The sequence below is a fragment of the Marinobacter sp. SBS5 genome, from assembly GCF_048285575.1.
Lineage (GTDB): Bacteria > Pseudomonadota > Gammaproteobacteria > Pseudomonadales > Oleiphilaceae > Marinobacter.
Map to the genome: position 1 here is coordinate 46,930 of NZ_JBLWAZ010000002.1, position 16,882 is coordinate 63,811.

17 protein-coding genes and 1 tRNA gene are annotated in these 16,882 nt (G+C 53.4%); 11 read left to right on the forward strand and 7 right to left on the reverse strand.

All coding sequences use genetic code 11. The annotated features are described in order from the left end of the window. The first annotated feature begins 43 nt into the window (after window positions 1–43). Both ACNQ6O_RS05830 and ACNQ6O_RS05835 read left to right on the forward strand, forming a co-directional pair. A complete protein-coding gene (locus ACNQ6O_RS05830) occupies window positions 44–748 on the forward strand; it encodes an AzlC family ABC transporter permease (RefSeq protein WP_418052317.1) in 705 nt (234 codons plus the stop codon). After that, a complete protein-coding gene (locus ACNQ6O_RS05835; protein ID WP_418052318.1) occupies window positions 741–1,076 on the forward strand; it encodes a branched-chain amino acid transporter permease in 336 nt (111 codons plus the stop codon). Before ACNQ6O_RS05830 ends, ACNQ6O_RS05835 begins: the two co-directional genes overlap by 8 nt. A 9-nt stretch (window positions 1,077–1,085) precedes the next feature. On the opposite strand, the gene ACNQ6O_RS05840 is transcribed toward ACNQ6O_RS05835, so the two are convergent. Further along, window positions 1,086–1,490 (reverse strand): DUF1330 domain-containing protein, encoded by a 405-nt coding sequence (locus ACNQ6O_RS05840; RefSeq protein ID WP_418052319.1) that lies wholly within the window; start codon window positions 1,488–1,490, stop codon window positions 1,086–1,088. A 101-nt stretch (window positions 1,491–1,591) separates the two neighbouring features. On the opposite strand from ACNQ6O_RS05840, the gene ACNQ6O_RS05845 reads away from it, so the two are divergent. Continuing rightward, window positions 1,592–2,542 (forward strand): AEC family transporter, encoded by a 951-nt coding sequence (locus ACNQ6O_RS05845; RefSeq protein ID WP_418052320.1) that lies wholly within the window; start codon window positions 1,592–1,594, stop codon window positions 2,540–2,542. Window positions 2,543–2,600: 58 nt separating this feature from the next. Here the strand turns inward: ACNQ6O_RS05845 and ACNQ6O_RS05850 are convergent. Continuing rightward, a tRNA-Ser gene (locus tag ACNQ6O_RS05850) sits at window positions 2,601–2,691 on the reverse strand. 189 nt (window positions 2,692–2,880) lie between these two features. Here ACNQ6O_RS05850 and ACNQ6O_RS05855 point away from each other — a divergent pair. Next, window positions 2,881–3,411, forward strand: a complete 531-nt coding sequence (locus ACNQ6O_RS05855) for an isochorismatase family protein (protein ID WP_418052321.1) — start codon at window positions 2,881–2,883, stop codon at window positions 3,409–3,411. An 18-nt stretch (window positions 3,412–3,429) separates the two neighbouring features. After that, window positions 3,430–4,083, forward strand: a complete 654-nt coding sequence (locus ACNQ6O_RS05860; RefSeq protein WP_418052322.1) for a cupin domain-containing protein — start codon at window positions 3,430–3,432, stop codon at window positions 4,081–4,083. A 30-nt stretch (window positions 4,084–4,113) separates the two neighbouring features. On the opposite strand, the gene ACNQ6O_RS05865 is transcribed toward ACNQ6O_RS05860, so the two are convergent. Further along, a complete protein-coding gene (locus tag ACNQ6O_RS05865; RefSeq protein WP_418052323.1) occupies window positions 4,114–4,941 on the reverse strand; it encodes a CheR family methyltransferase in 828 nt (275 codons plus the stop codon). Window positions 4,942–4,978: 37 nt separating this feature from the next. Next, window positions 4,979–5,908 (reverse strand): chemotaxis protein CheV, encoded by a 930-nt coding sequence (locus tag ACNQ6O_RS05870; RefSeq protein WP_418052324.1) that lies wholly within the window; start codon window positions 5,906–5,908, stop codon window positions 4,979–4,981. A gap of 156 nt (window positions 5,909–6,064) precedes the next feature. Between ACNQ6O_RS05870 and flgA the strand changes: the two genes are divergently transcribed. The 3 genes from flgA to ACNQ6O_RS05885 all read left to right on the forward strand — a co-directional run bounded on the left by flgA (window position 6,065) and on the right by ACNQ6O_RS05885 (window position 7,700). Further along, entirely contained in the window at window positions 6,065–6,769 is a 705-nt protein-coding gene (gene flgA / locus ACNQ6O_RS05875; protein WP_418052325.1) for a flagellar basal body P-ring formation chaperone FlgA, read from the forward strand. A gap of 126 nt (window positions 6,770–6,895) precedes the next feature. Then, window positions 6,896–7,222, forward strand: coding sequence for a flagellar biosynthesis anti-sigma factor FlgM (gene flgM / locus ACNQ6O_RS05880; protein WP_418052326.1), 327 nt, complete (start codon window positions 6,896–6,898; stop codon window positions 7,220–7,222). 7 nt (window positions 7,223–7,229) lie between these two features. Then, window positions 7,230–7,700 carry a flagella synthesis protein FlgN gene (locus tag ACNQ6O_RS05885; protein WP_418052327.1) on the forward strand — a complete coding sequence of 157 codons (471 nt, stop codon included), beginning with the start codon at window positions 7,230–7,232 and terminating at the stop codon, window positions 7,698–7,700. A gap of 70 nt (window positions 7,701–7,770) precedes the next feature. Here ACNQ6O_RS05885 and ACNQ6O_RS05890 read toward each other — a convergent pair whose 3' ends face one another. Continuing rightward, the gene (locus ACNQ6O_RS05890) at window positions 7,771–8,526 is read right to left on the reverse strand and encodes a pilus assembly protein PilB (protein WP_418052328.1); all 756 of its coding nucleotides are present in this window, start codon (window positions 8,524–8,526) and stop codon (window positions 7,771–7,773) included. A gap of 214 nt (window positions 8,527–8,740) precedes the next feature. On the opposite strand from ACNQ6O_RS05890, the gene ACNQ6O_RS05895 reads away from it, so the two are divergent. The 3 genes from ACNQ6O_RS05895 to ACNQ6O_RS05905 all read left to right on the forward strand — a co-directional run bounded on the left by ACNQ6O_RS05895 (window position 8,741) and on the right by ACNQ6O_RS05905 (window position 11,971). After that, complete coding sequence (locus tag ACNQ6O_RS05895) at window positions 8,741–9,346, forward strand: peptidylprolyl isomerase (RefSeq protein WP_418052329.1); 606 nt, start codon at window positions 8,741–8,743, stop codon at window positions 9,344–9,346. 5 nt (window positions 9,347–9,351) lie between these two features. Further along, complete coding sequence (gene mnmC / locus ACNQ6O_RS05900) at window positions 9,352–11,238, forward strand: bifunctional tRNA (5-methylaminomethyl-2-thiouridine)(34)-methyltransferase MnmD/FAD-dependent 5-carboxymethylaminomethyl-2-thiouridine(34) oxidoreductase MnmC (RefSeq protein ID WP_418052535.1); 1,887 nt, start codon at window positions 9,352–9,354, stop codon at window positions 11,236–11,238. Window positions 11,239–11,335: 97 nt separating this feature from the next. Then, entirely contained in the window at window positions 11,336–11,971 is a 636-nt protein-coding gene (locus ACNQ6O_RS05905) for a CBS domain-containing protein (protein ID WP_418052330.1), read from the forward strand. Between the two features lie 30 nt (window positions 11,972–12,001). Here ACNQ6O_RS05905 and ACNQ6O_RS05910 read toward each other — a convergent pair whose 3' ends face one another. Next, window positions 12,002–14,671: a hypothetical protein gene (locus tag ACNQ6O_RS05910; RefSeq protein WP_418052331.1), complete on the reverse strand. Its 2,670-nt coding sequence runs from the start codon at window positions 14,669–14,671 to the stop codon at window positions 12,002–12,004. Window positions 14,672–14,825: 154 nt separating this feature from the next. Beyond that, complete coding sequence (gene ligA / locus ACNQ6O_RS05915) at window positions 14,826–16,862, reverse strand: NAD-dependent DNA ligase LigA (protein ID WP_418052332.1); 2,037 nt, start codon at window positions 16,860–16,862, stop codon at window positions 14,826–14,828. Window positions 16,863–16,882: the final 20 nt, after the last annotated feature.

Consider the following 16,882-nt stretch of genomic DNA (forward strand, 5'->3'; position numbering starts at 1 on the left):
AGCAATTCATTATCATCGTGCCTTTCACAAAGTTTGGATGCTAATGAACCAGAATGTCTTCAAGCTAACACTACCCATCCTGTTTGGCTATCTGCCGCTCGGGATGGCCTTTGGGGTGCTGTTCGCCACTCAGCTCGACTACGCTTGGTGGATAGCCCCTTTAATGGGGCTCGTTATCTACGCAGGTGCCGGACAGATCCTCGCCGTTAGCCTGCTGGCCGTCAATGCCGGTTTGGTAGAAGTGGCCGTTGCTATGCTGGTTCTCAATGCCCGCCACTTGTTCTACGGCCTGTCGTTACTCGGACAATTCCGCGGTGCAGGCTGGCGTAAAGGCTACCTGATTTTCGGGCTGACCGATGAAACCTATTCGCTCCTCACCAGCCGGCCACGTTCGGCCAACACGTCTCACGAACAAGAAATCGACTTCCGCATTACCGCTTTTAATCAACTTTACTGGGTCGCCGGCTGCACTTTGGGCGCCCTGTTGGGCGAGTGGGTGGCTTTCGATAGCACCGGTATCGAGTTCGCACTGGTTGCGCTGTTTATTGTATTGACCATCGAGCAATTCAAAGCCTTGAGGAATGGTTTCCCAATCTGGGCGGGCGCCCTGGCCGCAGGCGTTGCCATGCTGCTGATACCGGCCACACACCAGCTGATTGCTGCCATCGCGATTGTGACTACTGTGCTGCTTCTGCAATACCGTTACCAGCGCCAAACCAGGCTTGAACCGGAGGTCAGCCATGAGTGAAAGCTACTACTTGGCCGCGTTTATTACGGTCACTGCTTTAGCCACCTTCGCGACCCGCGTGGTACCGTTTCTGTTTTTCGAACGCCACACCGAGCACCCGCTAATTAAACATCTCGGGCGTTTTTTGCCAGCGGCGGTAATGGCACTATTGGCCACGGTCTTTTTGCAGCGATCGGGTAACTGGAATACTGGAATATTGGGATTAGATGCCCTGATACCGGGCTTGCTCGTTGTGGCTATCCACCTATGGCGTGGTAATGCATTGCTATCGATTGCGACAGGCACCATCGCCTATATGGCTATTCAGCAAACCGGAGTGGTTGTTTAGGGGTTCGGGTTACACCCCATCTTCGACATTGGCTACCAGTCGGGAATCTTCGAGTGCGGCGGTTCGATGCTTGAGAACGCCTTTGTAATCGGGGCTTTCGATCATAGCCAAGAAGGCGTCTGTCGAAGGGTATCGCACCAGCAATACCTGATCCCAAGCTTCATCCGGCGGCGCAATCAGAGAACCCACACTTCGGCCTGACCAAATGACTTCAGCGCCGACGGCTTTGACACAGGCGGCCGCCTCTTTCATGTAACGCTTGTACGCATCGCGCCCGGAACACGCTTCACTTTCATCCTGGTAGTTCGCTCGGTCGCGGAATCGCAGCAAGTTGAGCATGACTACCGGCTGATCTTTAGGGGTTTCCTGTAAGACTTTTTTCAGCTCTTCCTGTGAAGAGTCGACGGTCGCCATAAGTATCCTTTTTATTTGTTATAGAGAGTGCCAAAGTACCCACGTACCTTCGCACCATAAACCAAAATGCTCGGCCATGCACATCGAGAGAGTAATGTACTTTGAGCGAATTACTAGCCACGTTCAGCTACACACTGGAAACCACCCTGCCCGTATTTGCCATGGTGTTTCTTGGTATCGGGCTACGCCGGCTTGACTGGATTGACCAGAACTTCATTTCAACGGCATCAGCTCTGGTATTTAAAGCGACCCTGCCTACCCTAGTCTTCCTGGCAATCATCAAAGCCGACTTGAGCACGACCCTGAGCGCCAGCATGCTGCTGTTTTACTTGGCGGCCACGCTGGGGAGCTTTTTTGCGGTTTGGCTCTGGGCCACCCGACGAGTCCCCAGAGATGATCGCGGTGTTTACGTTCAAGGGGCTTTTCGGGGCAATTGCGGCATTGTCGGCCTAGCGCTCGCTGCCAGCCTCTATGGGGACTACGGCCTTTCAGCCGGGGGGTTATTGCTCGGCCTGATCATTATTTCGTACAACATACTTTCGGTGGTGGTATTGCTGGCCTATCAGCCCAACAAACACATGAATTTCTCAAACACCGCGAGAGATATCGTCCACAACCCACTCATTATCGCGGTGGTTGTCGCGATACCCTTCGCCGCGCTGCAAATCACCCTACCAAAGTGGGTGATGACCAGCGGCGACTACTTTGCCTCACTGACTCTTCCCCTTGCCCTGCTCTGCATCGGCGGTACGGTGTCATTGAAATCAATGCGCAGTGACAATGGGCCGGCGCTGGGCTCCGCAACCTGGAAGATGATTACACTGCCGGTAGCCTGCACGTTGGCAGCGTGGCTAGCGGGATTTGAAGGGCGTGAACTGGGGCTGATGTTTCTGTTCTTTGCCAGCCCCACCGCAGCGGCGAGTTTTGTGATGGTGAAAGCGCTGGGGGGCAATGACCGGATGGCCGCCAACATTATCGCGCTAACCACACTGATGGCGAGTGTGACTGTGACCATTGGCGTGTTCGTTTTACGGTCTACCGGGTTAGGTTGAAGCAACCTTTTCATAGCCACAAACAAAAAACCCCAGCATTTCTGCTGGGGTTTCGTATTGGCGGAGAGGGAGGGATTCGAACCCTCGATACGCTATTAACGTATACACACTTTCCAGGCGTGCGCCTTCAGCCACTCGGCCACCTCTCCAATAAACTGTTTCAAATCAGCGAACTCGCCGCTCATTTGAGGGCGCAAACTTTAATTGTTTTGGCGGCGTTTGGCAACCGTATCTGAGAAATTCTCTAAAAATTTATTCCAGAGCCGGCGGTACGCCCTACTCGCCCGGTATTTTCGCTATGCTTAACACCCTGAAGCCCACCTTTTTGGAGAAACAGAATGCTGATGAAAGCCGAGCAATCCACCTTGCTGCTAGTCGACGTACAAGAGAAGCTGATGCCGGCGATCAGCCAAGGTGAGGAAGTGATTGATCGCTGCACAACACTGGCGATTATCGCTGGTCTCCTCGAAGTACCCGTGATTGGCACCGAGCAATTGCCTGAAAAGCTCGGCTCGAATGTCGAGTCCGTTCGCGAGTTGTGCAATAACACCATTGGAAAAACCCACTTTGATGCCTGCCCGGACGGCCTCATTGATGAATTACCGGAAGGCCGCCAGCACGTTATTATTGGCGGATGCGAAACCCACGTTTGCATGCTGCAGACGGCTTTGAGCCTACTGGATGCCGGCTACAAGGTTTGGGTCGTTGCCGATGCCACCGGTTCGCGGAATGATTTCGACCGTGATGTGGCCCTCGACCGCCTCCACCAAAGCGGTGCAAGGATTGTCACAACTGAAATGGTCGCCTTTGAATGGATGGGCGACTGCAAGCACCCACGTTTCCGCGACATTCAAGAGTTGATCAAATAACGAGTAGCGAGCGCCTTTATGCTGAACATGGACTTTTCTCAACGCTTGGTCATCCGCACCCACGAGCTTGACTGGGCACCTAGCCCTGCTTCGGGTGTCGAGCGCAAACCGCTGGCACGCGAGGAAGCAGAACGCGGGCACGCGACCAGCATCGTCCGTTATAAGCCTGGCGCTTCTTTCAGTCGGCATGAACACCCGTTAGGCGAAGAGATTCTGGTGCTTGAAGGCGTTTTTTCCGACGAAAACGGCCACTACTCGGCCGGAACGTATCTTCGAAATCCTCCAGGCAGCGGCCACGCACCGTTCAGCGAGGAAGGCTGCACGTTATTAGTCAAACTGCACCAGTTTGATCCGCGCGATACCTCAACGGTTTGCATCGATACCACTACGGCCGAGTGGTTACCGGGTATCGGCGGCCTGCAAGTTATGCCCCTGCATGATTTCGAACACGAACACGTTGCCCTGGTAAAGTGGCCAGCCAACGAAGTGTTCCAGCCGCATCGGCACTTTGGTGGTGAGGAAATTCTGGTGTTATCGGGAGAGTTTTGTGATGAGCAAGGCCGGTACTCGAAAGGTACCTGGATGCGCTCACCACACATGAGCCAACACCACCCCTTCGTAGAAGAAGAAACCGTGATTTGGGTAAAGACCGGTCATCTGCCACTCGAATAAGCGGAGGCAGATGTCCGGATCAAAGCGAGCCTATTTTTTGCGGTAAACAATACCCGGCTGGCACTGCACCATTTCGTACAAATCCGGCAAGCCATTCAGCGATTCTGACGCCCCTAAAATCAGGTAGCCGCCAGGGTTCAATGCTCCGTGCAAGCGAGTCAGGATGTCTTTTTTAGATTCTGCCGAGAAGTAGATCAACACATTGCGACATAGAATAATGTCGAACTTTCCGAGCATATAACGCTCGAGAAGGTTCAGCTCTTTAAACTCCACCATCGCCTTGATTTGATTATTGATCTGCCAACCACCGTTTACAGAGGGCTTAAAGTAGCGCTTTTGGCGCTCAGGGGACAAACCACGCCCGATCGCAATCATTTCATACTCGCCCTTACGAGCCACTTCCAGAACGCTTTTGGATATATCGGTCGCGGTTATACGAACGTCCCGGAGTTTGCCCGGACGGGTCTGCCGAAACTCATCAAGCACCATTGAAACCGAGTATGGCTCCTGCCCGGTTGAACATGCAGCCGACCAAATCCGCAGTGGCTGCAACGATTTGCGCTCAGCAAACTCTGGCAGAAGTTTGTCCTGGAGAATACGAAACGGATGATTATCCCGAAACCAAAGCGTCTCGTTGGTGGTCATCGCATCAATCACGACTTCGCGAAGGCCCATACGCCCAGACCGTTTTAGCCGCTCGAGAAGCTCACCAAGCGAACTCAAACCGTTATCTTCAAGAATTCTGCGTAGCCGGCTTTTAACCAAATACTGCTTGTTATCGCCCAGCAAAATGCCACAGGCATCCTGTAAGAACGTTTTGAACTCTTCGTATTCCCGAGGCGTTATTTCCGCGTTCATTGCATCTCTATCATGGGTAAAACGGTTAACCGGGACATCAATCCTGCCCGATCAATTCCATTACACGCTCAGCCAGTTCGTCCGGGCTAAATTTTGCCATAAAATCGTCTGCACCCACCTTCTGCACCATGGCCCGGTTAAAAACACCGCTCAGCGATGTGTGCAGCATGATGAACATATCTTTTAGCGCAGGGTCTTCTTTGATTCGGGTAACCAGCGTATAGCCATCCATCTCGGGCATTTCCACATCGGAGATAATCAGCGAGAGGTGGTCTCGAATGGATGAACCATCCTGCGTGAGACTTTTCAAGTAGTCCAGCGCTTGCCTGCCATCGTTATGAGTAATGACTTCCATTCCAATCGCCGTCAGACAACGGCTGATCTGGCGCCGCGCTACGGCGGAATCATCTACCACGAGGACAGGAAGATGACGTTTGGACTGAGCCGCACTTCGCGTCACAATCTCTTGATTAACGTCTTCACGAAGCGGAGAAACCTCTGAAAGAATCTTCTCTACATCGATGATTTCAACCAGTTTTTCATCAACTTTGGTAACCGCCGTCAAGTATACATCTTTGCCCGCTCCTTTCGGCGGCGGCATGATGTCTTCCCAATTCATATTTAAAATGCGGTCGACGCCAGACACCAAAAACCCCTGGGTCTTTCGGTTGTATTCCGTGATGATCACAAAGCTCGTCGCCAGTTGCTCCTGGGGTACGCCTGGCAGACCGATCGCCATGCCCATGTCAACAATGGGAATGGTCTCCCCACGAATATGGGATACGCCGCGCACAACCGCACGACTGTTAGGAATAGAAGACAGTCTTGGGCACTGCAACACTTCTTTCACTTTGAAGACGTTAATACCATAGACCTGACGGCCACGGAGCCGAAACAGCAACAGTTCGAGCCGATTCTGGCCGACCAGCTGGGTGCGCTGATTAACGCTTTGAAGTACCCCTGTCATGACGCTCTACTCCTAGGGTGCCCTTAACCGGCACTGATTTTGCTTTATAGTTCACAAGCATTGAATTCAGACACAGTGTAACGGCCATATGCCCAGATCCTTAACTTTTTTTAAAGGGCAGCAGACATACCAACAGCATAGGACAAAGCAACAAAGATGCGCACCCTCTTATTTCTTACGCTGACCCTCTTTTTCAGCCTCCCCGTCTTCGCCAAACAGACCACAACCGCCAGCGATATTCGAAACATGGCACAGCGTTTCTTGCAAACATGGGCCGAGGATCAATCGGAACTAAATCGGCGCATTGAGTATCAAATAGGCAATATTGACCGGCGCCTGAAACTGGCACCGTGCGAGGGAAAGCCTGAACTGAACTTCGTTAGCGATCCGCTGCGAACGCCGAGCCCTTCCATTCTTATTAGCTGCGCTGGCGAGCGTCCGTGGCGAATGTACGTTACGGCGTCTGTGGAGATCTACGGCGAAGCCATCGTTGCTGCACGCCCCTTAACAAGGGGCGAGCGATTAACCAGCGCTGCCCTGACGACAAGCGAAGTTCAGCTGAATGCCAGTCGCCGGGGCACTCTAACCGACATAGACACAATTCAGGGCATGATGGTTCGCCGCCCCGTTAAAACGGGCACAATGCTGACTCCGGACTTGCTGGAAGCCCCTGATGCCATCGAGCGGGGCGACCATGTTATTATTGTTGCCCAATCCGGCTCGTTTTCGGTCAGTTCCCGCGGCAAAGCTCTTGGCAACGCAAGTATCGGGGAGCAAGTGCTGGTAGAGAATCTTCGTTCCGCGCGCACACTCAAGGCAACCGTGGTAGCGCCGGGGCGTGTTGAGATACCGATGCAATAGCGCTTAACGACAGAGCGGAAATTTTTTTCCTGAAAAGACTAAAGTACGGCAACACCTTGCCGATAAGAAGGTATAAACCCGATTCTGCCACTCGTTAGCAGTGGTCACAGGCAAGCAGGTAATTTTATGTCAGTTGACTTAAATGGAATTGGCCCAGGCCAGGTCAACACCACCAGAACACCGGCCGATAAAGCGGCAAGCACCGCCAACACCACGTCATCAGCAGCCGATCAAGCCCAGGCGCAAGGCCCAGCTGCTCGTGGCGAGAACGTTAGCCTTAGCAGTCAGGCCAAAAACCTGAAACAGCTTGAGCAAAAGCTTGGCGATTACCCGGAAATGGACGACGATCGCATCGCGCAGATTCGCTCGGCACTGGATAACGGCACCTACAAGATCGACGCAGAAAAACTGGCCCAGAAAATGCTTGAGATGGATGAAAGCATTTTTGGGTGAGTAGAATATGGCCGCTATCGATGAGTTGAAGACCCTTCTTAGTGAAGACCTCCGCCAGCTGGAAGGCTTGGCGGATCTTCTCCTTAGGGAGAAGCAGGCATTGTCCTCTCCGGATATCAGTCCTCTGCAAGAGCTTACACAAGAAAAGAATCAAATTCTTGGCGCTATCCGTGATCGAGCCCGACAGAAGATCCACCTGTTGGTGAACATGGGCTATCGCCCTGACTCCGGCGAGCCCTCGCGCTTTATTCAGGCCGGCGGAATGAGTGATTTGCATCAGCTGTGGAAAGCGGCCGATCAAAAGCTTCGGGAGTGTCAGTCACTCAACCAGAACAACAGTCGAGTGGTCAGTCATCTGCAAAAGCGCCTCGCACGCGTCACTGATATTTTCCGCGGTGCCTCTAGCCAGCAAAAGCTCTACGGCGCTCAGGGTCAGCAGACCAGCGTTTCAAGTAGCACCGTTTTTGCCAGCGCTTGATTCTCGCTAGTAAAAAGTAAAATGCCCGGCTCTTGGCCGGGCATTTTGTTTAGAACGCAACAATTGGTTGTTAACGGGTATAGATGGTCATGTTCGAATCGGGATGAAACCGAATATCCTGAATACTGACACTCCCCATCGATGCGCCGTTCCCGCCTGCGACTCGGATATTCTCCACTCTGATTTCCTCAATGCGCTCGGGCAACGCCAGCGTTATAGCGCCATCATCCCGAATCGAGTATCGCTCTTCGCCTTCACGATACTGCACACCCGAAATGGTGAGGTCAGAGTCAAGGAAACTCAAGACAGGCACAAACACGTTGGCCGCAAGCCGAACCCCCTCTACCGCATCAAGGCCAGCCTCATCAGCGTTGCCGCCCTTCGCATCCGCCGCCTTACCCGGCATTGACGCCACCTTTTCAATGCGGTCCATCAAACCTATGCCCCGCTGCCCTGACACCGACGACATTTCATCTTCCGTCAACGGAGCGAATCCGCGCCCTTCATACAACTGCCCTGCACTCGCTACAGTTTCTGCATCGTCATTATCAGTGTTCGTAGACGCAAAAGAGACCAACGGTTGAAATGGAAGAGCAACCATCGTCACCAGTGCCGCCGTATTGCGGTATCGAGACTGGTGCTTCAAAACCCGAATCAGGTCTTTTTCAGTGATACAGCCCGATGCAATCAGAACCTCACCCAAGCGCTGCCCAGAGGTTCGCTGAAGCTTCAACGCATCATCGAGCTCTGACTCAGACAAGTATCCGCGATTGATCAACAACCGGCCAAGCCGTGACTTTTCTTCAAATCCTCTTTGGACTTTCACTCATGTTCTCCTGTGTTCACCATGAACACCGTACAACCAAGCCCGGCATTGTGATTTCCTTCAAGCTATTACAAGCGTAGTTGAGCACCGACCTACTTGCTGTTTGCTTTTACTCTTATCGGCGTAAGGATCTGTTAATATCGTTAACTGCTTTGTAGCGAATCTGATTATGTCACCTATTCCGACACTCACTGAAACAAAGAGCAGCCTTTAAATGACAAACTTCGTAAAACAACAATCTCTTGTGATTTATGCCGCATTGTTGGTCCTTTCGGCGCTTATTTTTGCCAGCACAGCGCACGCGGACAGCAACGATGAGTTGCCAAAAGTACGCTTCGTGACTTCCGAAGGGGCGTTTGAACTCCTTTTGCGCCCCGACGTTGCCCCCAAAACCGTCGAGAACTTTTTGAACTACGTGGAAGATGACTTCTACGATGACACTATTTTTCACCGTGTCATATCAGGCTTCATGATCCAGGGCGGTGGGTTCACTGCTGACATGCGCCAGAAACCCACCAACTCCCCCATCGTCAATGAAGGCAGCGAAACCCTGCCAAACCTGCGTGGTACCATCGCGATGGCCCGCACCAGCAACCCCGACTCTGCCACATCACAGTTCTTCATTAATGTCGTGGATAACGACTTCCTGAATGCAGGTGTGCGCGGTGCCGGTTATGCGGTTTTCGGAAAAGTAACTCAGGGCATGGGCGTGATCGACAAAATCGCCTCAGTGCAGACCGGACGCAAGCGAGGCATGTCCGACGTACCGCTCTCCCCTGTCGTTATTAAAAGTGTTACCCGGATTACCGCTGAAGACTGATGTCGATCACTGGCCCCCTGAAACCGCCGGCCACAGAGCCGGCGGAATTGATTTGGCAAGATGGCGTTCCCGAATCGGCCCGTTTTGGCGATGTCTATTTCAATCGCAACGATGGTCTCTCCGAAACCCGGCATGTGTTTATCGAACCCAACAACCTGTCTGGGCGTTTCGCTCAACTGCCGAGCCATGGCCACTTTGTGATCGGCGAAACAGGGTTTGGATCGGGTCTGAGCTTTTTGACAGCTTGGGATGAATGGCAACGGCAAACTTCGCACCAGCAAAACACCGTACTGCACTTTATTTCCTTTGAGCGTTACCCGTTAACCCGCGAAGAACTGAAACTCGCATTAGCGCGCTGGCCAGAAGTCACCCCGTTATCAGTACAATTAATCAGCCACTATCCACCGCTAATGAAAGGTGTTCACCGCCTGGTTTTCGATGGCGGGCGAGTCAGACTCACTTTGTTTTTTGGTGAGCTTCGCAACGGTCTGGACCAACTCCCGTTTTATGCAGATGCGTGGTTTCTCGATGGCTTTGACCCACAGTACAACCCGGAGATGTGGTCCGATGAGGTCATTCAATCCGTGCGGGCTCACAGCCAACCGGGCACAACGTTCGCTACCTTCACCGCCGTGGGCCGAATTCGGCGATCCCTTGAAGCTGCAGGGTTCGAGACTCGAAAACTAACGGGCTTTGGCCGAAAACGTGAAATGCTCTCCGGAGCCTTAGCGAACGCCCCTAAGGCCACTGTACCAGCCCCCCTCTCCAATGACCCCGTTGCCATCATAGGCGCAGGTATCGCAGGAACGCTTTTAGCCCGCAATCTAGCCGAACGCGGCATCCCGGTATTGTTGATCGACAAAGCGGCCAATGCCGGCTCAGCGGCGTCAGGTAACCTACAGGGCGCGCTGTATGCAAAGCTCGGCATTGAATACAACGCACAAGCCGAATTGGCGGCAACTGCTCTGAGTTTCAGCCAGCGCTACTATCGCCCTTGGCAGGATGATTTCTGGCACCCCACCGGTTTGTTGCAACTGGCCACGACCGATAAAGAGTCCGATCGCCAGCGTAAATTTTGTGAACGGAACCAATATCCTGAAAACTTTTTGACCCCGGTGAGCGCGGCGAAAGCCTCAGAGCTTGCCGGCATTGACATCCCTGTTGAAGGACTTTGGTTTCCACAGTCAGGCTGGCTAGAACCCGCCAAAGCCTGTGAGCGTCTATCCCAGCACCCCCTGATCACACCCTTGTTTGGTTTTGAAGTTGCGCAGATTGAACGCGTCGAAGGCGGCTGGTCTCTGCAGGGTACTCAAAATACAAGCCATCAGGTTTCGCGATGGATCATCGCTTGTGGCCATCAAACGGCCGAGATTGCCCCTGTAACCGGCACGCTACGACTAAAGCCTATTCGTGGGCAGGTCACTTATTTGCCAGAGAGTACCGTGAACCCACCCGCCACGGTTATCTGTGGCTCAAAGTATTTAAACCCTGTTGCCCATGGGCAAGCGACCACCGGCGCAACGTTCGACATCAGAAATGACAACCCTGAGGTAACCGTCGAAGGCCATCAAGAGAACATGGACGAGCTCCTGCGCATGCTACCGAACCTTCCTGTATCGCAGGCGCCTTCAGCTCAGGCTCTTAAGGGCCGTGTCGCTTTCCGATGCACCACCCATGATTATCAACCGGTGGCTGGGGAACTACGCACGGCATCGGGCACCAAAGTAGAAGACGCGTACCTATTTACAGGGCTTGGCAGTAAGGGCTTGGTTTGGGGGCCGTTACTCGCGGAATATCTGGGCGACCTGATCGCAGGGCAACCACCTTGTTTACCCAATCACCTTAGTCGGCGCGTGGCTACTCTGCGCTTGTACCCCAAGCCTGAGACTTAGCACTGGAGCAATAAAACTGAAGTTTTCGACGCTGCGGCCGATAAGCGTTTAATGAAGCTCACAAGGATATGGTCGAGCGACCATTGCAGGTGTTGTTATGTCTATTCATGTCAGTGAACCCGGCCGTCCCATCGGTACTCGCCTTCCAGAGATATTTCGGAATCGTAGCGTTGGCGACGTGACCGAACTTGAGCCTTCCAGCGCGGTGTCGAATAGCCATAACGAAGCCACGGACGCAGAGTTTCAGCAAGCGGCCAACAGCGGCCGGCACAGGGCGTTGCAACAGTACGGCACGGTTGCGGCCGGAGAAAGAAAAGAAGAACGGGTTTACCTTCCGGTCTCGGAGATCGCTTCCCCGGCGCAGTACGCCATTCCCGCCACTGCCACCATGAGCCAAGCACTAGCGGTGATGGAAGACAATGCCGTACACCACTTGGTGGTGATGTCGGACGATAACATTGCGGGATTAATCGACTTCAGATGGCTACTATCCTGGATACACGAAAACCGTGCTGAAACCGACACCCAAAGCCTGCTCAACATAGAGCTGCCTGCTTTTCTGACCGCATTCCCGGAGACCGATGCGCACCAACTGGCCCGGTTGATGCTCGCCCACCGTCTTGATGCAGCGCTTATTGTAGATGCCGCTAGTGGTCAGCCCTCTGGCATTGTCACAAGCACTGACTACTTAAAACTCTATGCCAGCGCGAGCAGACACGAGAGAGCCGTCTAGGCTCCCTCTTTCCTACCTCACCTGTTCTTATCATGGCGCAACAGATGTCAACAATACGCCTTCAGGGCTGAAGACGAGCAGCTGCCGTTCGCCTGCCACATTCACCAGCGCCATTATCTCGTCGTCACGGTAATTCAGCATATCCAGGAATGTCATATCCGTGGGGATCTGAGTACTCCAGTTTCGGTAGGCTAAACCATCCTGTGCGCTTCTGCGCGCCAGAATGCCATCGTTGCTGGTCGCACTTGGAGAACCTTCCTCCAGCTGCCCATCCGTATTGCCCCCCAGCACGATATCACCGTCAAATAACAGGCTTTGCGTGAGTGTTTCATTCGATGTGTCAGAAAAATCATTCACTTGATAGACGTACCTGGGTGCACCATTGCCCCCTAGCCCCCATACAAACCCGGCTTGGCTATTTTGGCTATGGCTCCGTGTCAGCTCATTGACCTCGTCCTCGACTTCCTTAATGTCGTAGCTCAACCCATTTGAATTACCCACCAACCAGGCCAAACCAGCACCGTACACACCGTTTTGCAATATCTCTGAGGCATCTTCGCCAACCTGCACAACATTCAGCTCTGCATTTACACGGCCTGTGGCAAAAAACGGCCCAATAGCACTGGTGCCGTCGAGCGTAACTGGCGCTTGGCCAAACAAAACCAGAGAAGAAGAGCTCAGGTCACCAGCCACTAATTGATCATCAGCATTCGACCCAAGCACCCTGGTGCCTTTCAGCTCAGGGGTGCCGGCGTTGTCTCCAACTTCGACCAAAAACACATCTATACCTCCGGCATTGCTCTGACCTACCCAGCTACCCTCGGTATCACCCGCCAACACCACCACGGGCTTGCCCCGGTCTGAGCTCAAACCTACCCAACGGACATAATCATCAGCGTTTGAACCGGCTTCGTACGCATTGCTCCAGACAGGCAAGTAAGTCGAACCATCAAACCGGAAGAGACCCGCATAGGCGTCGTGGCCGCCTTTGGCACCTGGCGAGGAGTAACCAACGGCCAATTCCTGATAGGTCACTCTCGGGGTTGCGCTACTGTCGATTCGCTCAGCAACACTGATGTACACGTCGGCATTGGTCACCCCTGCTCCAACAGTAACTGTGTCTAGCAAGGTGCCTGCTTGATCGTATATACGAACTTCAGAATCCGTATCGGTATACCCGGCCACAAACAACCGGCTGGCATGGCCCAGCTCGATATCCGTTGGTGTAAACCCGGTAAAAGTTTGCGCGGAAATCAGCCGATTCAGGTTAACCCGTAGCAGGCTATCGCCGGCGCCCCGCGCATACCCTTGGCGCCCAGCTTGGTAGGCATCATCCACCGCCAGGATTAAAAACAAATCGTCATAACCGTCGTCTGAGTCCAGGTTGTATGCCTTACCCTGAATACCGAACTCGACCTCATTCTGATCCGCTGGAAACACAAGTTCCGGCATCGGCAATCCATCGGAGTCTAAGATTTCGAAGTGCGTACCTTTCTTGGCACCGGAGCCTTTACCCTGCTCCGCAAACCGAACCATCACCTCGCCGTCTCTATCACCGGTCAATATCGCTTTATAGGTGGTGGGAGTGCCGCGGTCATCCGCGTTGATGGCATCTTTTGCTCCACCCTTCAATGTTTGAACGGAAACCACAGGCTCATTATCAGCGATGGTGATTCCAGCGCGGGTGCCTGTGTTTTTTGCCCCGAGCGACGCAATACCTTCGCGCACTTCCGTCAAACGGATGAACGCTAGCTCACTGGGCTCTGGAATGCGGTCATCGACTACCTCTAAGGGGATGTAGCATTCGGTGATGCCCGGTTCTAACGTCAGTACGCCACGATCGTAAACCTTGGCGTTATTCTGCTGGTAGGTGATGTAGGCAAGTGGATTCCCGTCTTTATCAACGGCTTTATCTGATTCAGAGCCAAGGACGACAATATCCTGACCTACAATCGCGCGCCCAGTATTGGATGTGCCGTATTCGCATTTTTGGTGGGGAGCACTGATGCCGGCGTCGCAATTTTCCGGATCGAAATCGCTATCCAGTTGAAACGCAACGAGTATACGAGTAACAGATGGTTTCTCCAGCGACACCTTTGCATAGGTACGGTGAGTTGTAGTGGTGGTTTCTTCCGTTTGGTCGAAAGAACCATCATCCTGATAGGTGTTCAGGTCAAAAGAATGCTTTCCGGCAGCACTAAGATCCGGTGCCGCACAAGTACGCGCGTTAGACTTTTGCTCAACCTCAGCAGCCTCACCTTCGGTGAACTCCGCCGCCTCAATCGACATCATGTTGCGCTTAACTTCAATATCGAACGGTTGGAAGCCCGACATTTTGCCATCGGTGCTGACAATTTCGACATTCGTGTTTTTGCCAAGATCCGCTTCACCGCGGTTCCCGCCGGAAAGACCGGGTACGCCCCGCATAATAATGCCTTGCCGGGCTTTGTTTGAGGTATCTTCCAGCGCAAGCCAAGAGGGGGCGTTAACCAACGAATAATCGAGGATATCCTCACCGCCGTAGGCGCCCCAATTGTAGTAATACTCAACACCAAGATAGGCGGTCGGCGCCGGTGTGCCTATTAAAGTAGGCTGATCGGGATCTTTTTCGGTTTTGCAGCCAGCAGTCACTAAAGCGAGAAGCGCAAGGCTGGCCAAGCGGCCTGCCAGAAAGGTACGGGGAGACAAATCGGCACGCATGCAAAAATCCGTTTCTTGACGTTGTTGTTAGGACGGTGGCTAGGCCCGCGGTTACGAACCTGAATTACACACCGTTACAGATCAACGTCATGGTAGCCAATTTGCTTAGAGCAGGACCTGCGCGAGTTCTCAGATTCACCCGGCAGGCATGTGGTCAGATTTCCACTCCGTGTTGATTTAAAAAGGCCAAAAGCGCATCTTCATCCAACACCTTCACACCAAGCTGCTCGGCTTTCACAAGCTTGGAACCTGCAGCTTCACCGGCTACCACGCAGGCGGTTTTCTTGGAGACACTGCCGGCAACTTTTGCACCCAGGCTTTCCAGCTTCTCCTTCGCCTGATCCCGGGTCATTTGTGACAAGGTGCCCGTCAAAACCCAGGTTTCACCAGCCAACGGCTGCTCATCGGCATCAGCCACCTGCTCTTCTTGCCAAGTCACGCCTGCGTCTTTCAAAGCCTGCAAGGTTTCCTGGTTGTGCGCTTGATCGAAGAAGCTTCGAATGTGCCCGGCCACGATAGGGCCAACATCTGGCACTTGCTGCAACGACTCTTCATTCGCTTCTGAAATAGCTTCCAGCGTACCGAACCAAGAAGCCAGAGATTTAGCAGTGGCCTCACCGACTTCCCGAATCCCCAGAGCATATAGGAAGCGCCACAACACGGGGTTGCGGGAGCGATCAATCGCTGCGACAAGATTGCTGGCCGATTTATCGCCCATGCGTTCCAGACTGGATATCTGGAATTTGGTTAAACGGTAAAGGTCTGCAACGGTGGCAACCATATCTTCATCCACCAACACTTCAATCAGGCGGTCACCCAAGCCTTCAATGTCGAGGGCTTTACGGGAGGCATAGTGGCGAATGGCCTCTTTACGCTGCGCGGGGCAATATAGGCCGCCAGAACAACGTGCGACCGCTTCGCCTTCAATTTGCACGATGTCCGACTCACACACCGGACATTGAGTGGGCATCATTACCCCTTCGGCGTTTTCTGGGCGCTTCTCAGGCACCACTTTTACGACTTGGGGGATCACATCACCAGCCCGGCGAATAAACACCGTGTCACCAATATGGACATCCAACCGACGCACTTCGTCCATGTTGTGAAGCGTTGCATTGGATACGGTCACACCGCCTACAAACACTGGTTTCAAACGGGCGACGGGAGTCACTGCGCCTGTTCGTCCAACCTGAAACTCCACGCCTTCAATGGTCGTAAGCTCTTCCTGAGCCGGAAACTTCTGGGCGATGGCCCATCTGGGCGCGCGAGACACGAAGCCAAGCTGGTTTTGAAGATCCAGACGGTTCACTTTGAACACAATGCCATCAATCTCATAGGGCAAGCTGGCCCGCTTATCCATCAAGTCGTTGTAGGCTTCGAGGCAGGCTTTGGCTCCTGTCGCCAAACGCATTTCAGGATTAATCCGAAAGCCCCACTCTTTTACCCGCTGCAAACTTTCCCAATGCGTGGCCGGCAATTGCTCTTCGTCCAGAACCGCCATGCTATAGGCGCACATCTCCAAAGGCCGCTTAGCTGTGACGGTCGACTTTTTCTGGCGCAAGCTTCCCGCCGCTGCGTTGCGCGGATTCACAAAGGTTTTCTCACCTTGGTCCGCCAGCCCTTTGTTGAGCTTTTCGAATCCGGCTTTGGGCATGTAAACCTCGCCCCTCACCTCCACGAGATCAGGGAAATCATCCCCACGCAATTTGAGAGGCACCGACGGAATGGTTCGAATGTTGGCGGTAATGTCTTCACCGGTAGTCCCGTCACCGCGGGTTGCCGCTCGCGTGAGTATGCCTTTCTCGTAGTGAAGACTGACTGCCAAACCATCCAGCTTAGGCTCGCACACGTACTCGACGGGCTCGTCCGTACCCAACCTGTCTCGCACCCGGCGGTCGAATTCCTGAAGCTCTACTTCACTGAAGGCATTGTCCAGCGAAAGCATGGGAACACGATGGGTGACCTCAGCGAAACTGGTATCAGCGGCACTACCGACTCTGCGGGTGGGTGATTCTTCAGAGGCAAGTTGCGGGTGCTCTGCTTCTAGTGCTTGCAGCTCCCGGAACAGACGGTCGTATTCAGCATCTGGGATTCTAGGGTCATCCAGAACGTAGTATTGGTAATTATGATCATCGAGCACTGCGCGTAGTTCTTCTACGCGCAGCTGAACTTCTGAAGGGATTTGTGTCATCAGGTGGGTGTCCTGGTTAA

Coding starts and splice junctions, on each gene's coding strand:
- ACNQ6O_RS05830 (WP_418052317.1), top strand. CDS start 44: ATGAACCAGAATGTCTTCAAGCTAACACTACCCATCCTGTTTGGCTAT.
- ACNQ6O_RS05835 (WP_418052318.1), top strand. CDS start 741: ATGAGTGAAAGCTACTACTTGGCCGCGTTTATTACGGTCACTGCTTTA.
- ACNQ6O_RS05840 (WP_418052319.1), bottom strand. CDS start 1,490: ATGGCGACCGTCGACTCTTCACAGGAAGAGCTGAAAAAAGTCTTACAG.
- ACNQ6O_RS05855 (WP_418052321.1), top strand. CDS start 2,881: ATGCTGATGAAAGCCGAGCAATCCACCTTGCTGCTAGTCGACGTACAA.
- ACNQ6O_RS05860 (WP_418052322.1), top strand. CDS start 3,430: ATGCTGAACATGGACTTTTCTCAACGCTTGGTCATCCGCACCCACGAG.
- ACNQ6O_RS05865 (WP_418052323.1), bottom strand. CDS start 4,941: ATGAACGCGGAAATAACGCCTCGGGAATACGAAGAGTTCAAAACGTTC.
- ACNQ6O_RS05870 (WP_418052324.1), bottom strand. CDS start 5,908: ATGACAGGGGTACTTCAAAGCGTTAATCAGCGCACCCAGCTGGTCGGC.
- flgA (WP_418052325.1), top strand. CDS start 6,065: ATGCGCACCCTCTTATTTCTTACGCTGACCCTCTTTTTCAGCCTCCCC.
- flgM (WP_418052326.1), top strand. CDS start 6,896: ATGTCAGTTGACTTAAATGGAATTGGCCCAGGCCAGGTCAACACCACC.
- ACNQ6O_RS05885 (WP_418052327.1), top strand. CDS start 7,230: ATGGCCGCTATCGATGAGTTGAAGACCCTTCTTAGTGAAGACCTCCGC.
- ACNQ6O_RS05895 (WP_418052329.1), top strand. CDS start 8,741: ATGACAAACTTCGTAAAACAACAATCTCTTGTGATTTATGCCGCATTG.
- ACNQ6O_RS05905 (WP_418052330.1), top strand. CDS start 11,336: ATGTCTATTCATGTCAGTGAACCCGGCCGTCCCATCGGTACTCGCCTT.
- ACNQ6O_RS05910 (WP_418052331.1), bottom strand. CDS start 14,671: ATGCGTGCCGATTTGTCTCCCCGTACCTTTCTGGCAGGCCGCTTGGCC.
- ligA (WP_418052332.1), bottom strand. CDS start 16,862: ATGACACAAATCCCTTCAGAAGTTCAGCTGCGCGTAGAAGAACTACGC.